Annotated in this window: 11 protein-coding genes; 4 read left to right on the top strand and 7 right to left on the bottom strand. The window is 65.2% G+C overall.

All coding sequences use genetic code 11. The annotated features are described in order from the left end of the window. Positions 1-46: 46 nt before the first annotated feature. Both FHS50_RS08480 and mutS read right to left on the bottom strand, forming a co-directional pair. A complete protein-coding gene (locus tag FHS50_RS08480; protein WP_183934022.1) occupies positions 47-2,773 on the bottom strand; it encodes a [protein-PII] uridylyltransferase in 2,727 nt (908 codons plus the stop codon). Next, complete coding sequence (gene mutS / locus FHS50_RS08475; RefSeq protein WP_246333130.1) at positions 2,773-5,346, bottom strand: DNA mismatch repair protein MutS; 2,574 nt, start codon at positions 5,344-5,346, stop codon at positions 2,773-2,775. The genes FHS50_RS08480 and mutS overlap by 1 nt, the downstream gene beginning before the upstream one ends. 137 nt (positions 5,347-5,483) lie before the next feature. On the opposite strand from mutS, the gene FHS50_RS08470 reads away from it, so the two are divergent. Beyond that, on the top strand, positions 5,484-7,790 hold the full coding sequence (locus FHS50_RS08470) for an NADP-dependent malic enzyme (protein WP_183934020.1): 2,307 nt from the start codon (positions 5,484-5,486) through the stop codon (positions 7,788-7,790). Here FHS50_RS08470 and FHS50_RS08465 read toward each other — a convergent pair. After that, a complete protein-coding gene (locus FHS50_RS08465; protein WP_183934019.1) occupies positions 7,787-9,898 on the bottom strand; it encodes a RelA/SpoT family protein in 2,112 nt (703 codons plus the stop codon). The genes FHS50_RS08470 and FHS50_RS08465 overlap by 4 nt on opposite strands. A gap of 61 nt (positions 9,899-9,959) precedes the next feature. After that, a complete protein-coding gene (locus FHS50_RS08460) occupies positions 9,960-10,241 on the bottom strand; it encodes a CC_3452 family protein (RefSeq protein ID WP_183934018.1) in 282 nt (93 codons plus the stop codon). A 126-nt stretch (positions 10,242-10,367) separates the two neighbouring features. Between FHS50_RS08460 and FHS50_RS08455 the strand changes: the two genes are divergently transcribed. After that, positions 10,368-10,871: a winged helix-turn-helix transcriptional regulator gene (locus FHS50_RS08455; RefSeq protein ID WP_246333103.1), complete on the top strand. Its 504-nt coding sequence runs from the start codon at positions 10,368-10,370 to the stop codon at positions 10,869-10,871. 54 nt (positions 10,872-10,925) lie between these two features. On the opposite strand, the gene rpoZ is transcribed toward FHS50_RS08455, so the two are convergent. Beyond that, complete coding sequence (gene rpoZ / locus FHS50_RS08450; RefSeq protein ID WP_183934017.1) at positions 10,926-11,282, bottom strand: DNA-directed RNA polymerase subunit omega; 357 nt, start codon at positions 11,280-11,282, stop codon at positions 10,926-10,928. A gap of 120 nt (positions 11,283-11,402) precedes the next feature. Here rpoZ and FHS50_RS08445 point away from each other — a divergent pair, with 120 nt between their 5' ends. Next, positions 11,403-12,581, top strand: coding sequence for a phospholipase D-like domain-containing protein (locus FHS50_RS08445; protein ID WP_183934016.1), 1,179 nt, complete (start codon positions 11,403-11,405; stop codon positions 12,579-12,581). A gap of 4 nt (positions 12,582-12,585) precedes the next feature. Here the strand turns inward: FHS50_RS08445 and FHS50_RS08440 are convergent, their stop codons facing one another. Then, entirely contained in the window at positions 12,586-13,203 is a 618-nt protein-coding gene (locus tag FHS50_RS08440; RefSeq protein ID WP_183934015.1) for a class I SAM-dependent methyltransferase, read from the bottom strand. Between the two features lie 115 nt (positions 13,204-13,318). On the opposite strand from FHS50_RS08440, the gene FHS50_RS08435 reads away from it, so the two are divergent. After that, complete coding sequence (locus FHS50_RS08435) at positions 13,319-14,611, top strand: MFS transporter (RefSeq protein ID WP_183934014.1); 1,293 nt, start codon at positions 13,319-13,321, stop codon at positions 14,609-14,611. Here FHS50_RS08435 and FHS50_RS08430 read toward each other — a convergent pair. Further along, positions 14,608-16,890, bottom strand: a complete 2,283-nt coding sequence (locus FHS50_RS08430; protein ID WP_183934013.1) for a CDC48 family AAA ATPase — start codon at positions 16,888-16,890, stop codon at positions 14,608-14,610. The two genes, FHS50_RS08435 and FHS50_RS08430, sit on opposite strands and share 4 nt — an antisense overlap. Between the last annotated feature and the right edge of the window lie 129 nt (positions 16,891-17,019).

The following is a 17,019-nucleotide window of genomic DNA, read 5'->3' as shown; positions in this document are numbered from 1 at the left end:
GTTCTGATGGATAAAGAGGGGCTTGCCGTCGGGCAGGCCCCTTTTTTCATGCCCTCGCGGCGCCGAGCAGCGCGGAGCGCACAAGCTCGGCGGCATCGGCCGACAGTTTTCGACCGTCCTGACCGGTCAGATAGAAGGTGTCGACCGCCCGCTCGCCATAGGTAGTGACATGGGCCGAATGGACGATCGCACCGCTGTCGAAAATCGCATGGGCCAGCCGGGCTAGCAGGGCAGGGCGATCGCGCGCATGGACCTCGATCACGGTAAAGCGGGTCGAGGCGGCGGGCGCGACCATCGCGGCGGGCGCGATGCGGAAAGCCTCGTCGCGCGCCGACATTTCGGTGAAGGGCGGTGGTGCGGGCACCTCGGTATCGGAAAGCACGGCATCGAGCGCGGCGGTCAACCGGTCCTTGCGGCGCCGGTCGCGATAGGCGCGGCCCTGCTGGTCGCAGATCAGGAGATTGTCGAGCGCCATCCCGTCGCTGGTGGTGTGGATGCGCGCATCGATGATGCTCGCCCCTGCACGGGTCAGCGCCGCGCAGATGCGGTAGAAGAGGCCGGGCCGGTCCTCGGCGAACACGCTCACCCTCGTCGCCCCGCTCTCCTTGTCGCTGGCCAGACGGATGCTGGGTTCGACGGGGCCAATGCGCGCTTCTGCTTCGGCCATCTGCCGCGCATTGGCGACCTGCCAATTGAGCGGCTCGGCGAGCCAATAGCTGTCGGGCAGGCGCTTGCCATGCGCACGCATCGCATCGCCGGTCCAACCGAGCTTGCGGCCAAGCGCTTCCTTCTTCTCGGCGACCAGTTCGGTGCGGCCATGCTGCTTGTGGCCCAGCCGCAGCCTTTCCTCGGCGGCCTCGTAAAGGGTCTTGAGCAAGGTCCGCTTCCAGTCGGTCCACACGCCCGGCCCGACCGCGCGGATATCCACCACGGTCAGGATGAAAAGCAGCTTGAGACGCTCCGAGCTTTTGACCCTGCCGACGAAATCCTCGATCGTCTTGGGATCGGCGATGTCGCGCTTGAAGGCAGTCGCCGACAGGAGAAGATGGTAGCGCACCAGCCAGGCCACGGTCTCGGTCTCGGCTTCGTCGAGCCCGAAACGCGGTCCCAGCCGCATCGCGATCTCGGCCCCGAGCTCGCTATGATCGCCTCCGCGGCCCTTGGCGATGTCGTGCAGGAGCACCGCGACATAAAGGGTGCGCCGACTGCTGATCTGCTTGATGAGCGCGGTGGCGAGCGGGTGGTCGGACTTCAGCTCGCCCCGGTCGATCGCCGCCAGGAGCCCGATCGCGCGGATCGTATGCTCGTCGACGGTATAGTGATGATACATGTCGAACTGCATCTGGGCGACGACCCGGCCGAAATCGGGAACGAAGCGGCCGAAGACGCCGGCCTCGTTCATCCAGCGAAGCACCGTGTCGGTGCCTTCCTTGCCGGTGAGAATCTCGAGGAACAGGGCATTGGCCTGCGGATCGTCGCGGACCGCGTCGACCTGCCTCGCCTCGCGCGCCGCGGCGCGCATCGCGTCGGGATGGATTTCGAGGCCCTCGCTCTGGGCGAGCCGGAACATCTGGATGAGCCGCACCGGCTCCTCGCGCAGGAATTGGGCGGAGGGAATGGTGAGCCGGCCCCGGTCGAGCTGGAAACCTTCGAGCCGGCGGGGCCGTCGGCGGATGGTGGGAAGGGCGAAACGGCTGCCCGACTTGGCCATGCGCTCGTCGAGCTGGGCAAGGAACACGCCGGTAAGGTCGCCCACCGCCTTGGCGTTGAGAAAGTAGAATTGCATGAAGCGTTCGACCGCTGATTTGCCCGGCCGGTCCGAATAGTTCATCGCCGCGGCAATCTGGCGCTGCATGTCGAAGCCCAAACGTTCTTCGGCGCGGCCCGCCTCGAGGTGCAGATGGCAACGCACCGACCATAAGAAGCGCTCGGCGCGCTCGAAACGGCGAAACTCGCGCGCGTCGAAAAGGCCCGCATCGACCAGTTCGGCGGGACTGCGCACGCCGAACACATATTTGCCGATCCAGTAGAGGGTGTGCAGGTCACGCAGTCCGCCCTTGCCGTCCTTCACATTGGGCTCGACGAGATAGCGGGTGTCGCCGAGGCGCTCGTGCCGCTCGTCGCGTTCCTTCATCTTGGCGGCGACGAATTCCGCGGCGCTGTCGCCGACGATGTCGCGGCGGAAAGCAGCCATCGACTGGTCGTAAAGCTGCTCGTCACCCCAGATCCAGCGGCTTTCGAGAATGGCGGTTCGGATCGCCATGTCGTCGCGCGACAGGGTCAGCATTTCGGACGGCGTGCGCACCGACTGGCCGACGGTCAGGCCGAGATCCCAGAGAATGTAGAGCAGGGCCTCGATCACCTGCTCGTTCCAGGCCAGCTTGCGCTGGGGGACGATCAGCATCAGATCGAGGTCGCTGTGCGGTGCCATCTCGCCCCGCCCGGTGCCGCCTACGCCCGCGATGGCGATCCGTTCGCCTGACGAGGGATTGGCATTGGGATAGAGGCGCTGGCGGACGAAATCATCGGCCAGCCGCACCAGCTGGTCCGCGAGGAAGCCGTAAGCGGCGGCATGGACGCGCCCGCGATAGGGTTCTTCGGCCACGCGGCGCGCGATCTCCTCGCGGCCCGCCTCGTTGGCCTGCTTGAGAAGGTCGACCGCGCGGTCGCGAAGGTCGGGGCCCGGAGGCAGTCCGGCGATCCGGTCGGCGAGGTCGCGGCGGTCGATGATCGTCCGCCGGTCGTCCACATCCCCGACGCGGAGCGGCTGCATCAGTCGTCCGCCAGCTGCTTGAGCCGGTAAAGCGCGTCGAGCGCTTCGCGCGGGCTGAGGGCGTCGGGATCGATGTCGGAAAGCGCCTTGGCGAGCGGATCGCCTTTCTCCGGCTCCTCGGCTGCCACCGGCATGGCGGCAAAGAGCGGGAGTGCATCGAGCCCCGCCGCAATGCCGCCGCTTGCCTCGCGTCCTTCCTCGAGCTTTTCGAGCACCGCGCGGGCGCGCGACAGCACCTTGGGCGCGAGGCCCGCGAGCTTGGCGACCGCGATACCATAGCTGCGATCGGCGGGTCCGTCGGCGACTTCGTGGAGGAGCACCAGTTCGCCCTTATATTCGCGCGCCCGCACATGGTGCAGCGACAGGGCATCGAGGCGATCGGCGAGCCGGGTAAGCTCATGATAATGGGTGGCGAACAGGGTGCGCGCCTTGATGTCGTCATGCATCGCCTCGACCACCGCCCAGGCGATTGCCAGCCCGTCATAAGTTGAGGTGCCGCGACCGATCTCGTCGAGGATGACGAGGCTGTTGCGGCTCGCCTGGCTGAGGATGGCGGCGGTCTCGACCATTTCGACCATGAAGGTCGAGCGTCCCCGTGCGAGATTGTCGGCCGCGCCGACCCGGCTGAACAGGCGGTCGACCAGACCGATCCGCGCCGAGGCAGCGGGGACATAGCTTCCGGCCTGCGCGAGCAGGGCGATGATCGCGGCCTGTCGCAGAAAGGTCGACTTGCCGCCCATGTTGGGACCGGTGATCAGCCACAGCCGGTCGTTCGGGCCCATTTCCAGATCATTGGCAATGAAGCGTTCGCCGGTCGCCTCGACCGCGGCCTCGACCACCGGATGGCGGCCTCCCTCGATCTCGAGGCAAGGATCCTCGACCAGCGCGGGCAGCGTCCAGCCCCCCTCGACCGCCCGGGCGGCATGGCCCGCCGCGACATCGATCCGGTGCGCGGCGTCGGCGCTGTCGGCCAGCGCCGCGGCGCGTTCGACCACGCGGCGGGTGAGCGCATCGAGATGGCGCGCTTCGCGTTCGAGCGCCTGTCCGGCGGCATCGGTAAGACGTGTCGCTTCCTCATGGAGGTCAGGTGAATTGAAACGCACCGCGCTTGCCATCGTCTGGCGATGGGTGAAGCCCGAATCCTCGGCCATCAGCGCCTCGGCGTGCCGCGATGGCACCTCGATATGATAGCCAAGCACATTGTTGTGGCGGATCTTGAGGGCGTTGATGCCGGTCGCTTTGCGATAGCGGGTCTCCAGCATCGCGATCGCCTTCTTGCCCCCCGAGGCGGCGTCGCGGAGCCCATCGAGCTCGGGATCATAGCCCTCGGCGATATAGCCGCCCTTGGCCGCTTCGACGGGCGGGGAGGGGACGAGCGCGCGTTCCAGTTCGTCGATCAGCGCATCATGGCCCGTGAGGCGCGGAAGCAGGCTCGCGAGCAGTTCGGGGAGATCGGCATCCTCGGCAAGGCGCGCAGACAATGCCCGCGCTTCGCGAAGGCCGTCGCGAAGCTGGCCCAGATCGCGCGGACCCCCGCGCCCCGCGACCAGCCGGCCCAACGCTCGGGCGATGTCGGGCATCGCCTTGAGGAGCCGCCGCACATCGTCGCGCCTGAGCTGGTCGTCGGCGAAATGCTGCACCATCGCGAGCCGCGCCGCGATCGCCGCCCGGTCGGTGAGCGGCGCCGACAGGTCCTGAGCGAGCATCCGGCGCCCGCCCGCGGTGACGCAGCGGTCGACACATTCGAGCAGACTGCCCTTGAGCCCGCCCGACTGGCTGCTGGTGATCTCGAGGCTCTCGCGGGTCGCGGGATCGATCGCCATGTGCGCGCTGCGCTCGATCCGGCGCGGGGGCGCAAGGAAGGTGTCCGCGCCTTTCTGGGTCGCGCCCAAATAGGCAAGAAGGCCACCCGCCGCGCACAATTCGGCGCGTCCGGGTGCGCCGAAGCCGTCAAGCGTCCTGACGCCGAAGCGCAACTTGAGCGCCTTTTCGCCCGCGACGCTGTCGAAGCCTTCGCCCGTCGGCACGGCATCCATGCCCGGCACCTTTTCCTTGGCGATCACTTCGGCGGGGTCGAGGCGCGCCAGTTCGGCGGCGAGGTCGCCCGGTCCGCAGGCCACCAGTTCGAACCGTCCGGTCGAGATGTCGGCAGCAGCGATCGCCCATTCCTCGCCCGCTCTGCCGATGGCAGCGAGCCAGTTGGCCGCGCGGCTTTCGAGAAGATTTTCCTCGGTCAGCGTGCCCGGCGTGACCATGCGGATGATCGCCCGCTCGACCAGCGCCTTCGATCCGCCGCGCTTTTTCGCTTCGGCGGGGGTCTCGACCTGTTCGGCGATCGCGACGCGATGCCCCGCGCGGATGAGCCGGGCGAGATAATTTTCGGCGGCATGGACGGGCACGCCGCACATCGGCACTTCCTCGCCCTTCTCCTTGCCGCGCCGCGTCAGCGCAATGTCGAGACAGGCCGCCGCGACCCTGGCATCCTCGAAGAAAAGTTCGAAGAAATCGCCCATGCGATAGAAGAGAAGGGCATCGCCCGCTTCCTTCTTGAGCGCACGATATTGCGCCATCATCGGCGTCATTTTGGGTTCAGAATCATCGCGGGCCATCGATTGGTCACGCTAGCCGCTTTGATGCGCCTTGCCCATGCTTCAAAGGCGTGACTCTTGTGGGCAAATCCGATTATGGGCGCACTCCTAGAGGAGAGGTTATGACCGACGTAAAGTTTTCGGATACCGAAGCGCTGGATTTCCACGCCCGCGGGCGTCCCGGCAAGATCGAGATCACCCCGACCAAGCCGATGGCGACACAGCGCGACCTTGCGCTCGCTTATTCGCCGGGCGTCGCGGTGCCGGTGAAGGCGATCGCCGAGGATCCGGGCAGCGCCTATGAACTCACGGCCAAGGGCAATCTGGTCGCGGTCATCTCCAACGGTTCGGCAATCCTCGGGCTGGGCAATCTCGGCGCGCTTGCTTCGAAGCCGGTAATGGAAGGCAAGGCGGTCCTCTTCAAGCGCTTCGCCGATGTCGACTCGATCGACCTCGAGCTGGACACCGAGGATTGCGACGCCTTCATCAATGCGGTTGCCCTGATGGGGCCCAGCTTCGGCGGCATCAACCTCGAGGACATCGGCGCGCCCGACTGTTTCGTGATCGAGCAGGCCCTCAAGGAGCGGATGCAGATCCCCGTCTTCCATGACGACCAGCATGGCACCGCGATCATCACCGCGGCGGGGCTTATCAACGCGTGCCGGATCACGGGTCGCAAGATGGAGGAAGTGCGCGTCGTCGTGAACGGTGCGGGCGCGGCGGCGATCGCCTGTGCCGACCTCATCCGCGAGATGGGCGTGAAGCGCGACCATGTCATCATGTGCGACCGCAAGGGCGTCATCCACACTGGCCGCGACGATCTCGACCAGTGGAAATCGGCGCAAGCGGTCGAAACCGACCGCCGTACGCTCGAGGAAGCGCTGGTCGATGCCGATGTCTTCCTTGGCCTCTCGGCAGGCAACGTTCTCAATGGCGAGATGGTCAAGAAGATGGCGCCGCAGCCGATCATCTTCGCGATGGCCAACCCGGACCCCGAGATCACTCCGCCCGAGGCCAAGAAGGCGCGCCCCGACGCGATCGTCGCGACCGGGCGCTCCGACTATCCCAACCAGGTCAACAATGTCCTTGGTTTCCCCTTCATCTTCCGCGGTGCGCTCGACGTGCGCGCCAGCGCGATCAACGAGGAAATGAAGATCGCCGCCGCGCAGGCGCTCGCCGAACTGGCGCGCGAAGCGGTGCCCGAGGAAGTCGCCGCTGCCTATGGCGGTGCCTCGAAGAGCTTCGGTCCGGACTATATCATCCCCGCGCCTTTCGATCCGCGCCTCATCGAGGTCGTGCCGGCAGCGGTCGCGCAGGCGGCGATGGACAGCGGCGTCGCGCAGAAGCCGATCGAGGACATGGACGCCTATCGCGCGACCTTGCGCGCGCGTCTCAATCCCACCGCCGCGGTGATGAGCCTCGCTTTCGAAGCGGCCAAGCGCAATCCCAAGCGCGTGCTGTTCGCAGAGGGCGAGGAAGACAATGTCCTGCGCGCCGCGATCGCCTTCAAGGAAGGCGGCTATGGCACGCCGGTACTGGTCGGCCGCGACGATGTGCATGACAAGCTGCGCGCGCTCGGCGTCGAGGACGCGAGCGAATATGAAGTGCTTAACAGCCGCAATTCGCCGTTGGTGAGCCGGGCGGTCGACTTCATCTACGAACGCCATGCCCGCAACGGCATGCTGCGCCGCCAGGTGGAGCGGATGGTAAACCAGGACCGCAACTATTTCACCGCCGCCATGCTGGCGCTCGGAGAAGGCGATGCGATGATCACGGGCACCACGCGCCCCTTCAGCCAGAGCCTCGCGCAGGTGCGCACGGTAATCGACGACGAGCAGGGTGCCGAGCCCTTTGGCGTCAACATCGTCGCTACCAAGCAGCAGACCGTGCTGATCGCCGATACGGCGGTAAGCGAGCGGCCGAGTGCCGAGCAGCTGGCGGCGATCGCGGTGCGGGCCGCGGCCTTCGCTCGTCGCATGGGCACCGAGCCGCGGGTCGCTTTCATCAGCTACACCACCTTCGGCAACCCCCCGGGCCGCCACATCGAGGAATTGCGCGGTGCGGTGAAGCTGCTCGACCGGATGACCACCGATTTCGAATATGAAGGCGAAATGGGCCCCGATGTCGCGCTCAACTATGAGGCGCAGCGCAAATATTACAGCTTCAGCCGCCTCACCGGTCCCGCCAACATCCTCATCATGCCGGGCCTCCAGTCGGCCAACATTTCCGCCAAGCTGCTGCGCGCGGTGGGCGGCGAGGACGTGCTTGGCCCCTATCTCCTCGGCATGAGCCTGCCAGTGCAGATCGCCCCGATGACCGCCTCGTCGAGCGACCTCGTCACGCTGGCGGTTCTGGCGGCGGGCGGTGCCGACTCGATCCGGCGCGGCAATGCGGCGATGCGCGGCGCGGCGCGCGAAATGGTCGGCTAGATCCGGTCGGCCTGGCTGACCACGTCGGACGCGCGCAGCGCGGCGATGATCGCGTGGAGGTGCGCGAGGTCGTGCAGTTCCACATCGACATGGAAGGTGTGGAAGCTGCCGTCGCGGTGCGCGAGCTGCAGGTTGACGATATTGGCGTCCTTCGCCCCGAAGATGCCCGCCATTTCGCCCAGCGCGCCCGCGACGTCGCGCAGCACGACGGTGATCCGCGCGGTGCCGCCGTCGCTTTCGCCCCATGACAGATCGATCCAGTCGGCATCGACCCCGTTGGCGAGCTTGTCGCAGCCGATGACATGGACGTCGATCGCTTCGTCCTCGCCGCGCACGCCGACGATGCGGTCGCCCGGAATGGGGTGGCAACATTCGGCGAGGTCATAGGCCACGCCGGCGGTCAGCCCCTTGATCGAGATCGCCTGCCGCTGGCCCGGCGTCTTGCGCTTCTTGCGCCGCCGCCCCAACAGTCCCTTCTTCTCGGTGGTCGAACCCGGGACCAGTGCTTCCATCACCGCTTCATCGGTGAGGCGACGACGAGCAATCGCCTTCATCAGCGCATCCTCGTCATCCATCATCAGTGCGCGGGCAGCGGTCTTGACCGGATCCTTGGGCAGATCGCCTTCGAGCCGTTCGACGATTTCCTGAAAGATCTTGCGGCCCAGTTCGATCGTCTCGCCGGCTTCCTTCTGGCGCACGAAGCGGCGAACCGCCGAGCGCGCCTTGCCCGTCGCGACGAAGCGCAGCCAGCTTGGTTGGGGATGCTGCGATTCCGAGGCGAGAATGTCCACCTGGTCGCCATTGTCGAGAAGGGTGCGCAATGGCACCACGCGGCCATTGACCTTCGCGCCAACGGTCTGGTCCCCAAGGTCGGTATGGACCGCATAAGCGAAATCGACCGGCGTGGCGCCCTTGGGCAGCTGGATGAGCTCCCCCTTGGGAGTGAAGGCGAAAATGCGGTCCTGGTACATCGCCATGCGCGTATGCTCGAGCAGTTCCTCGGGGCTGGCGGCATGGTCGAGGATTTCGACGAGATCGGAAATCCACGGCACCTTGATGTCCGCGGCGGGCTTGCCTTCCTTGTAGGCCCAATGGGCAGCGAGGCCACGCTCGGCCTGCTCGTGCATCTCGCGGGTACGGATCTGGATCTCGATCCGCATGTTGCTGTCATGGATGACCGAGGTGTGGAGCGAACGGTATCCGTTGCGCTTCGGTGTCGAGATGAAATCCTTGTAGCGGCCCGGCACCATCGGCCAGCGCTGGTGAATGAGGCCAAGCGCGCGATAGACGTCATCGACCGTATCGACGATCACGCGGAAAGCCATCACGTCGGACAATTGCTCGAAGCTGATGTGCCTTTCGGCCATCTTCTTCCAGATCGAATAGGGGTGCTTCTCGCGCCCCGTGACCTCGGCCGACATGCCATGGTCCTCGAGATGGAGCTGGAGGTTGAGACCGATCCGGTTGACCAGGTCGCCGCCCTGCTCGTTCAGTTGCTCGAGGCGGCGGGTGATCGAGGCATAGGCATCGGGTTCGAGTTCCTTGAAGGCGAGCGTCTGCATCTCCTTCATCATCTCGTACATGCCGATGCGCTCAGCGAGCGGCGCATAGATATCCATCGTCTCGCGGGCGATGCGGCGGCGTTTCTCTTCCTTGGGAATATGGTGGAGTGTGCGCATGTTGTGCAGGCGGTCGGCGAGCTTCACCAATAGCACGCGGATATCGCCCGACAGCGCGAGCAGGAACTTGCGCAAATTCTCAGCCGCGCGCTCGCTTTCGCTCATCGCCTCGACCTTGGACAGCTTGGTCACGCCATCGACCAGCCGAGCGACATTCTCCCCGAACAAATTCTCGATCTGCTCATGGGTCGCGACCGTGTCCTCGATCGTGTCGTGGAGGATCGCGGTGACGATGGTCTCATCGTCGAGCTTGAGATCGGTGAGGATCCCCGCCACCTCGATAGGGTGGCTGAAATAGGGATCCCCGCTGGCGCGCACCTGGGCGCCATGCGCCTTCATCGAGAAGACATAGGCGCGGTTGATGAGCGCCTCGTCCGCCTCCGGGTCATAGGCCCGGACTTTTTCGATCAGTTCATATTGTCTCAGCACAGGCCCTAGATGGGGGGCGAACTACCCTGTTCGCAAGTGCAAAATGGTCTCGAACCGCCGTCTAGCGCGCCTTGGCATTGCATTTGGCGAGGTCCTCTTCGCCGAAGGTGCGCCCGTCGACCGAAAAGCTGCTGATCGTGCCCACTTCCTTGGCAAGGCGCTGGCACAGCACCGCGGGGCGGCTGTCGGCCGAGGCGGCGCGGCACTGGCCTTCGCGGCAATTCCATGCCGCGCCCTTGGTAATCACGCGTGCCGATGCAGGCGATTCGGGCGTGGCGGTCATCATCGGCGCAGCCATCGCCGAAGCGGGAAGAAAAGCGGCAAGGGCAAGAAGGATACGCATGGGTCAGCTCCTCATTTATAGTTGTGTTTTGCAACTCATTAGGAGGTCGATTTTAATTTGCAACTGTTATTTGTTCGCCGACGCGCTAAGGAAAGAAGATTGGACCATCGGGCGGAGTGAAACGAGTTGAGCGGAATCGAACCCGATATCGAGAATTTCAAGAAAGCGGCGCTGCAATGTCCGCTGCCCCATGCGATCGAGTTGATCGGCGAGAAATGGGCCTTTCTCATCCTTCGTGGCGCTTTCAACGGCCTGCGCCATTTCGAACAGTTCCAGGCGGGGCTGGGGATCGCCCGCAATATCCTGTCCGACCGCCTGCAGAAGCTCGTCGGCTGCGACATTCTGAAGCGCGAGCCCGATCCCAGCGACCGGCGCAAGGTCATCTATTCGCTTTCGCCCAAGGGCGAGGCGCTACTCCCGGTCGTCGTGGCCCTGCGCCAGTGGGGCGAGGATTGGTGCCACGGCCAGTCGGACATCGTCCTTGCCGACCAGCGCGACGGAAAGCCCGTGCGGCGGATCCGGCTGATGAGCGAGGATGGCCGCGAACTCGATTTGAAAGACCTGATGTGGCTCGACCGAAGGACCGGCACCGCGCTCAGGCGCGGAGACAGCTGGGACGGCAAGCTCTGACATGAAAAAGGCGGCCCCGAGGGACCGCCTTTTCATTTTTCGAAATTTGCTCGATCAGCTCTTGGGATCATAGTCCGCCGGAGCTGCCGAAGGCGTCGGGCGCGGCGGAGCCGCAGCGGTGAGACGCAGCGCTTCGGCCGATTCCGCGAGGCTCGACACTTCATCGATCTCGTCGTCATCGTCGAGCTGCACGCGCTGCAGGCCGGTGATGATCGCTTCCTCGAGCTGCTTGGGCTTGATCGTCTGCTCGGCAATCTCGCGCAGGGCAACGACCGGATTCTTGTCGCGATCGCGATCGATCGTCAGGTCGGCGCCGCCCGAAATCTGCCGCGCGCGCTGCGCCGACAGCAGCACCAGGTCAAAACGGTTGGGAACCTTGTCGACGCAATCTTCGACTGTAACGCGCGCCATAGCGTGCCTACCTTCTTGTCAGGACGTGGAAAATATCGAGGGGGCGAGATAGGGACGAACCCTCGAAGAGTCAATCAGGCGCCTTGCCAGCAGCCACCGGCTCGGCGAAAGACAAGGGCCATGGCCAGGCCGCCCAAGTCTCCCGATCCCGCCGCACCGCTTCGCCACGAGGTGGCAGGCCATGAATTGCGCCTCCTCGACAGCGGAAAGGACCGTTTCGATGCCCTGATCGAGCGGATCGACGGCGCCCAAAAGAGCCTCCGGCTGCTGTTCTACATGTTCCTCGACGATGAAGCGGGCCAGAAGGTGCTCGAAGCGCTCGTGCGCGCGGCGCGGCGCGGGGTCGAGGTACGGCTCATCATCGATAGTTTCGGGTCAAGCAAGACGCCCGACGACTATTACCGGCCGGTGCGCGAGGCCGGTGGCGACTATCTCATCTTCCACCCGCGCATCGGGCGGCGCTATTTCATCCGCAATCACCAGAAGCTGCTGATTGCCGATGAACGCCATGTCATCGTCGGAGGGGCCAATATCGGCAACGACTATCTCGACGATCATGAGCGGGCATGGCGCGATCTTTGGATCGAACTGAGCGGGCCTTCGGCGGCGCATATTGCCGCCTATTTCGATGCTCTCGATGCCTGGGCGCGCTCGCCCCGCCCGCTGGCACGGCGGCTGCGCGAACTGATCATCCGCTACAGCCAGACCGAAGGGCCGATCCAATGGGTGCTCGCCGGTCCCCTGCCACGCCACAATCCCTGGCCCGGCGCCGTCGCCCGCGAGATCGTCCAGGCCGAGCGCGTCGATCTCGTCGCGGCCTATTTCTCGCCGACGCGTCACATGCTCTGGCGGTTGGGGCGCGTCGCCAGGCGGGGCGGGCAGACGCGCATCCTTACTGCCGCCAAGTCCGACAATGAGGCGACCATCGCGGCGGCGCGCCATACCTATTCGCGGCTTTTGCGGATGGGCGCGCGCATGTGGGAATATCAACGCTGCCGCCTGCACAGCAAACTGCTCGTGATCGACGATGCGGTGCATGTCGGTTCGTCCAATTTCGATTTCCGAAGCCTGCGGCTCAACCTCGAGGTGATGCTGCGGATCGAGGATGCCGACTTTGCGCGCACGATGCGCCAATGGATCGACCGCGAACTGGAAGACAGCGTGGAGATCACGCCCGAGAAGCACCGGCGCCGCGCCAATTGGTGGCGCCGTTTCAAATGGGCGCTGTCGCACTGGCTGGTGACCACCATCGACTATACCGTGTCGAGGCGCCTCAACTTCAACCTGTCGGAAGACTGATCGTCTAGCTGCGCCACGCCCAGAAGAGAGTGGCTGGCGGGATGTTGCGCCATTCGAAGCCGCTGTCGATGCGGTCGAAATGGGGCTGGAGGAACTGCCGCACCTTGGGGCTGAACTGATAGACGAGGAAGGCCCCGCCCGGCGCGATGACATTGGCGGTGGCGCGCCCGATCGTGTCGCCCAGCCCGGGCGGCAGCGTCGAGAAAGGCAGCCCCGAGACGACATAGTCGGCCATGTCGAACCCGTGATCGGCGACGATCTCCTCGACATTGGCAGCCGAGCCATGCACCGCGATCAGCCGCGGATCGTCAATCTCTTCCTTGAGGTGCGCAATGAAATCCTCATTGGTGTCGATCGCGATCAACCGCGCGTCGGGATGCAGCCGGTCGAGGATTTCGCGGGTAAAGGTGCCCACGCCCGGACCATATTCGATGAACAGCCGGCAGGTCTGCCAGTCGACGGGTTCGAGCATCTTGTCGATCAGGATGCGGCTCGAAGGGACCACCGATCCGACCATCACCGGGTTCTTGAAAAAGCCGCGCAGGAATTTCCACCGGCCATGGCGGCGGCGCCGGTTGACGGCCTTGCGCAAGTCGCCTGCCAATGTCCGCGTGAAATTCATCTGACCTGCTTTCCCCCGAACGCAATACACTATCCAGCCCTGGCGATGGCAAATCCAGGTTAAACTTGCAAGCAAGGGCTGTCCTTATCGCGGCGCACAATCTAGGCCCTTGGACATGAATCAGGCCCCCAGTTTCGGCAGGATCGCGGGCAGCGCACTGACTACCCGGCAGTTCCTCCTGCTTTACGCCGCGATGCTGATTGCGGCGGCCGGAAACACCGCGCTCCAATCGGTGATGCCAGCGATCGGACGCGCGATCGAGGTGCCCGATCTCTATGTCGCGCTGACCTTTTCCACTTCGGCGGCACTTTGGGTGGCCTTCGCACCGATCTGGGCGCGGCTCGCCGACGGCAAGGGACGAAAGCCGCTCATCCTTCTCGGCGTGGGGGCGGGCTTCACCTTGTCCTCGCTCTTGTGCGGAATCGTGCTGCTCCTGGGCCTGAAAGGGCTGGTGGGGCCGCTTCTTACCTTCATCCTTTTTGCGGTGGTGCGCGGCTTCTACGGCATCTTCGGTTGCGCGACGCCCAGCGCGACACAAGCCTATCTGGCCGCCAAGACGCGGCGCAGCGCGCGCGTCAACGCGCTCGCGGGCCTGGCTTCGAGCTTCAGTCTCGGCACCATCGTCGGTCCCGCGCTCGCACCGCTGTTCGTCCTTCCCTTCCTGGGGCTGTCGGGGCCGCTGTTCGTCTTCGCGGTGCTCGGCGCATTGGTGTTTGCTTTCATTCTCGCGGGGCTGCCCAACGACCTGGGTCGCCGCCGGGGGCGCGGCGCGGCAATGAGCTATCCCTCGGTCGCGAGTCCGCCCACGGGCGCGAGCGTCCGCGCCGCCACCGGACAGCGGATGAAGAAAAGGCTGCGCTGGCACGACCCGCGTATTCGCGGCTGGATCCTCGCCGGGGTGGCGAGCAACCATGCGATGGCGGCGATCCTGACGGTAGTGGGCTTTTTCACCATTGACCGGCTGGGTCTCGATGCGCGCGGCTCGGAGCGCGAAATTTCGCTGGTGATGATGGCGGGCGCGGCCGCCACCTTGGCAGCGCAATGGGGGCTCATCCCTCGTCTGGGTTGGAGCCCCCGAATGCTCGTGCTGGTCGGCAGTCTCGTCGCCGCGCTGGGCATGGTCGCCACCATGCTCGCGGACAGCCTCTATGCGATCGTGCTTGGTTTCGCGATCCAGCATCTGGGCTTCGGGCTTGTGCGGCCCGGTTTTACCGCCGGCGCGAGCCTTGCTGTGCCGCTTGCCGAACAGGGCGGGGTGGCAGGCATCGTTACTTCGGCCAACGGGCTGGCCTTCGTCGCGGCGCCGACCCTCGGCATCCTCGCCTATGGTGTGGACGCGTTACTACCCTTTACCGTCTGTGCGGCAATCCTGCTGATCCTCGTCGCCTGGGGTTGGCGCCGCCTCTAATCCTTCTCGGGCGTGTCGGGGATGTGGAAACCGATGCCGCCGCGCGGCTTGACCGCATCCGCCTTCAGCGTGTCCTGGATCTTGGCATATTGCTCGATCATCTCCTCGGTCACCGAGGCGCGGGTCTCGCGGAGCGCCGCTTCGAAGTCGGCCATGGTCACCACCGGCTCCTTGTCGTTGCGACGAAGAGCGATAAGACCCGCGCGGCGAGTGAGATCCTCGAGATCGGCGCCCGTAAAGCGTTCGGCCCGGCGAGCGAGATTCTCGAGGTCGACATCCTTCGATAGCGGCATGCCGTCGGTATGGATGGCAAGGATGCGGCGCCGTCCCGCGACATCGGGCGGGCCGACATAGATCAGTTCGTCGAAGCGCCCGGGGCGCAGGAGAGCGGGGTCGATGAGATTGGGACGGTTGGTTGCCCCTATCACTACGACATTGTTCAATTCCTCGAGGCCGTCCATCTCGGCGAGGATGGTGTTGACTACCCGTTCGGTCACCTGCGGCTCGCCCAGTCCGCCGCCACGCGCGGGAACGAGGCTGTCGAGCTCGTCGAAGAAGATCACCGTCGGCGCGACCTGCCGGGCCCGGGCGAAAAGGCGAGCGATCTGCTGCTCGCTCTCGCCATACCATTTGCTCAAAAGGTCGGACGACTTGGTGGCGATGAAATTGGCCTGGCTTCCGCGCGCGGTCGCCTTGGCAAGAAGCGTCTTGCCGGTGCCCGGCGGACCATAGAGCAGGAAGCCCTTGGCCGGACGGATGCCCAGCCGGCGGAAGGCGTCGGGATGGGTGAGCGGAAGCTCGATCCCTTCGCGCAGCTTGTCTCGCGCGGTGTCAAGGCCGCCGATATCGTCCCATTCGACATCGGGCATCTGCACCATCACTTCGCGCATCGCCGAAGGCTGGACACGCTTGAGTGCCTCGGCGAAATCCTCGGTGGTGACCGACAGATTGTCGAGAACCTCGGGCGGGATGGTGTCTTCTTCGAGATTGATCTGCGGCATGATCCGCCGCACCGCTTCCAGCGCGGCCTCACGGGTGAGCGCCGCGATGTCGGCCCCGACGAAGCCATAGGTGCGCTTGGCGAGCCGTTCGATATCGACGTCGTCGGCCAGCGGCATGCCGCGCATGTGAATGCCGAAAATCTCGCGGCGACCCGTCATGTCGGGGACGCCGATCACGATCTCGCGGTCGAAACGACCCGGGCGGCGCAAGGCATCGTCGATCGAATCCGGACGGTTGGTCGCGGCGATCACCACGGTATTCTGGCGCGGCTCTAGACCGTCCATCAGAGTGAGAAGCTGGGCGACGAGCCGCTTTTCGGCTTCGCCCTGCACACGGTCGCGCTTGGGCGCGATCGAATCGATCTCGTCGATGAAGATGATCGAAGGCGCGCTCTTGGCGGCATCCTCGAACAGGCCGCGCAGCTTCTTCTCGCTCTCGCCATAGGCCGATCCCATGATCTCGGGCCCCGCGATATGGAAGAATTTGGCGTCCGATTCATTGGCGACCGCGCGGGCAAGCATGGTCTTGCCGGTCCCGGGCGGGCCGTGGAGCAACACGCCCTTGGGCGGATCGACCCCGAGGCGCTGGAACAGTTCGGGATGGCGCAGCGGCAGTTCGACCATCTCGCGCAGCGCGTCGATCGTGTCGGTCATCCCGCCAAGATCGTCATAGGTAACGCTGGCGCGCCCGTCGGACGGCTCGCGTTCGCCCGCGGGCTGAAGGCTGACTTCGGTATTGGCGTCGATCTGCACGATCCCCGCGGGAACCGTATCGACCACCTTGAGACGGATTTCCTGGAGCGCGAAGGCAGGTGCGTTGAGCAGGCGGCGAAGCTGCTCGGGCATGTCGGCATTGACCCGCTGGTGCCCTGCGGTGGCAACGAAATCGCCCTTGGTCAGCGGGCGGTGGGCAAAGCTGCGGTGCAGTGCCTCGGCGCTTCCCTGCAAGCGGACATTGGCCTGCGCGGGGGCGAACACCACGCGCGTGGCAGGCTTCACGCTGGTGCGCGCGACATTGACGAAGTCGCCCGTGCCCACTCCGGCATTCGACCGCTGCAGGCCGTCGATGCGGATGATGTCGAGGCCCTTGTCGTCATCATAGGCGCTGACCGCCACCGCGGGGGTGACGCGCTTGCCGCGGATCTCGATCGGGTCCCCGTCCTTGAGGCCGAGTTCGCGCATCAGTCCGTCAGGCAGGCGCGCAATGCCGCGCCCGCTGTCGGCGGGCGGCAGGCTCGCGACCTGGACCTTGTTCAGCTTGGCATCCACTTCTGCCATGGAATCTCCTGTCTCGCAGCGGCCGTTGCTTGATTGAACGGCAGGATGGGCTCGAGGTTCAATTTAGGCTGGGCAGCGGACAAAAAAAGGGTCCGGCGCCGAAGGACGCCAGACCCAGTCAGGAGAGTG

Origin of the sequence: Sphingomicrobium lutaoense, assembly GCF_014195685.1 — a bacterium.
Taxonomy (GTDB): Bacteria; Pseudomonadota; Alphaproteobacteria; order Sphingomonadales; family Sphingomonadaceae; genus Sphingomicrobium; species Sphingomicrobium lutaoense.
This window is presented reverse-complemented; position numbering and strand designations above follow the sequence as displayed.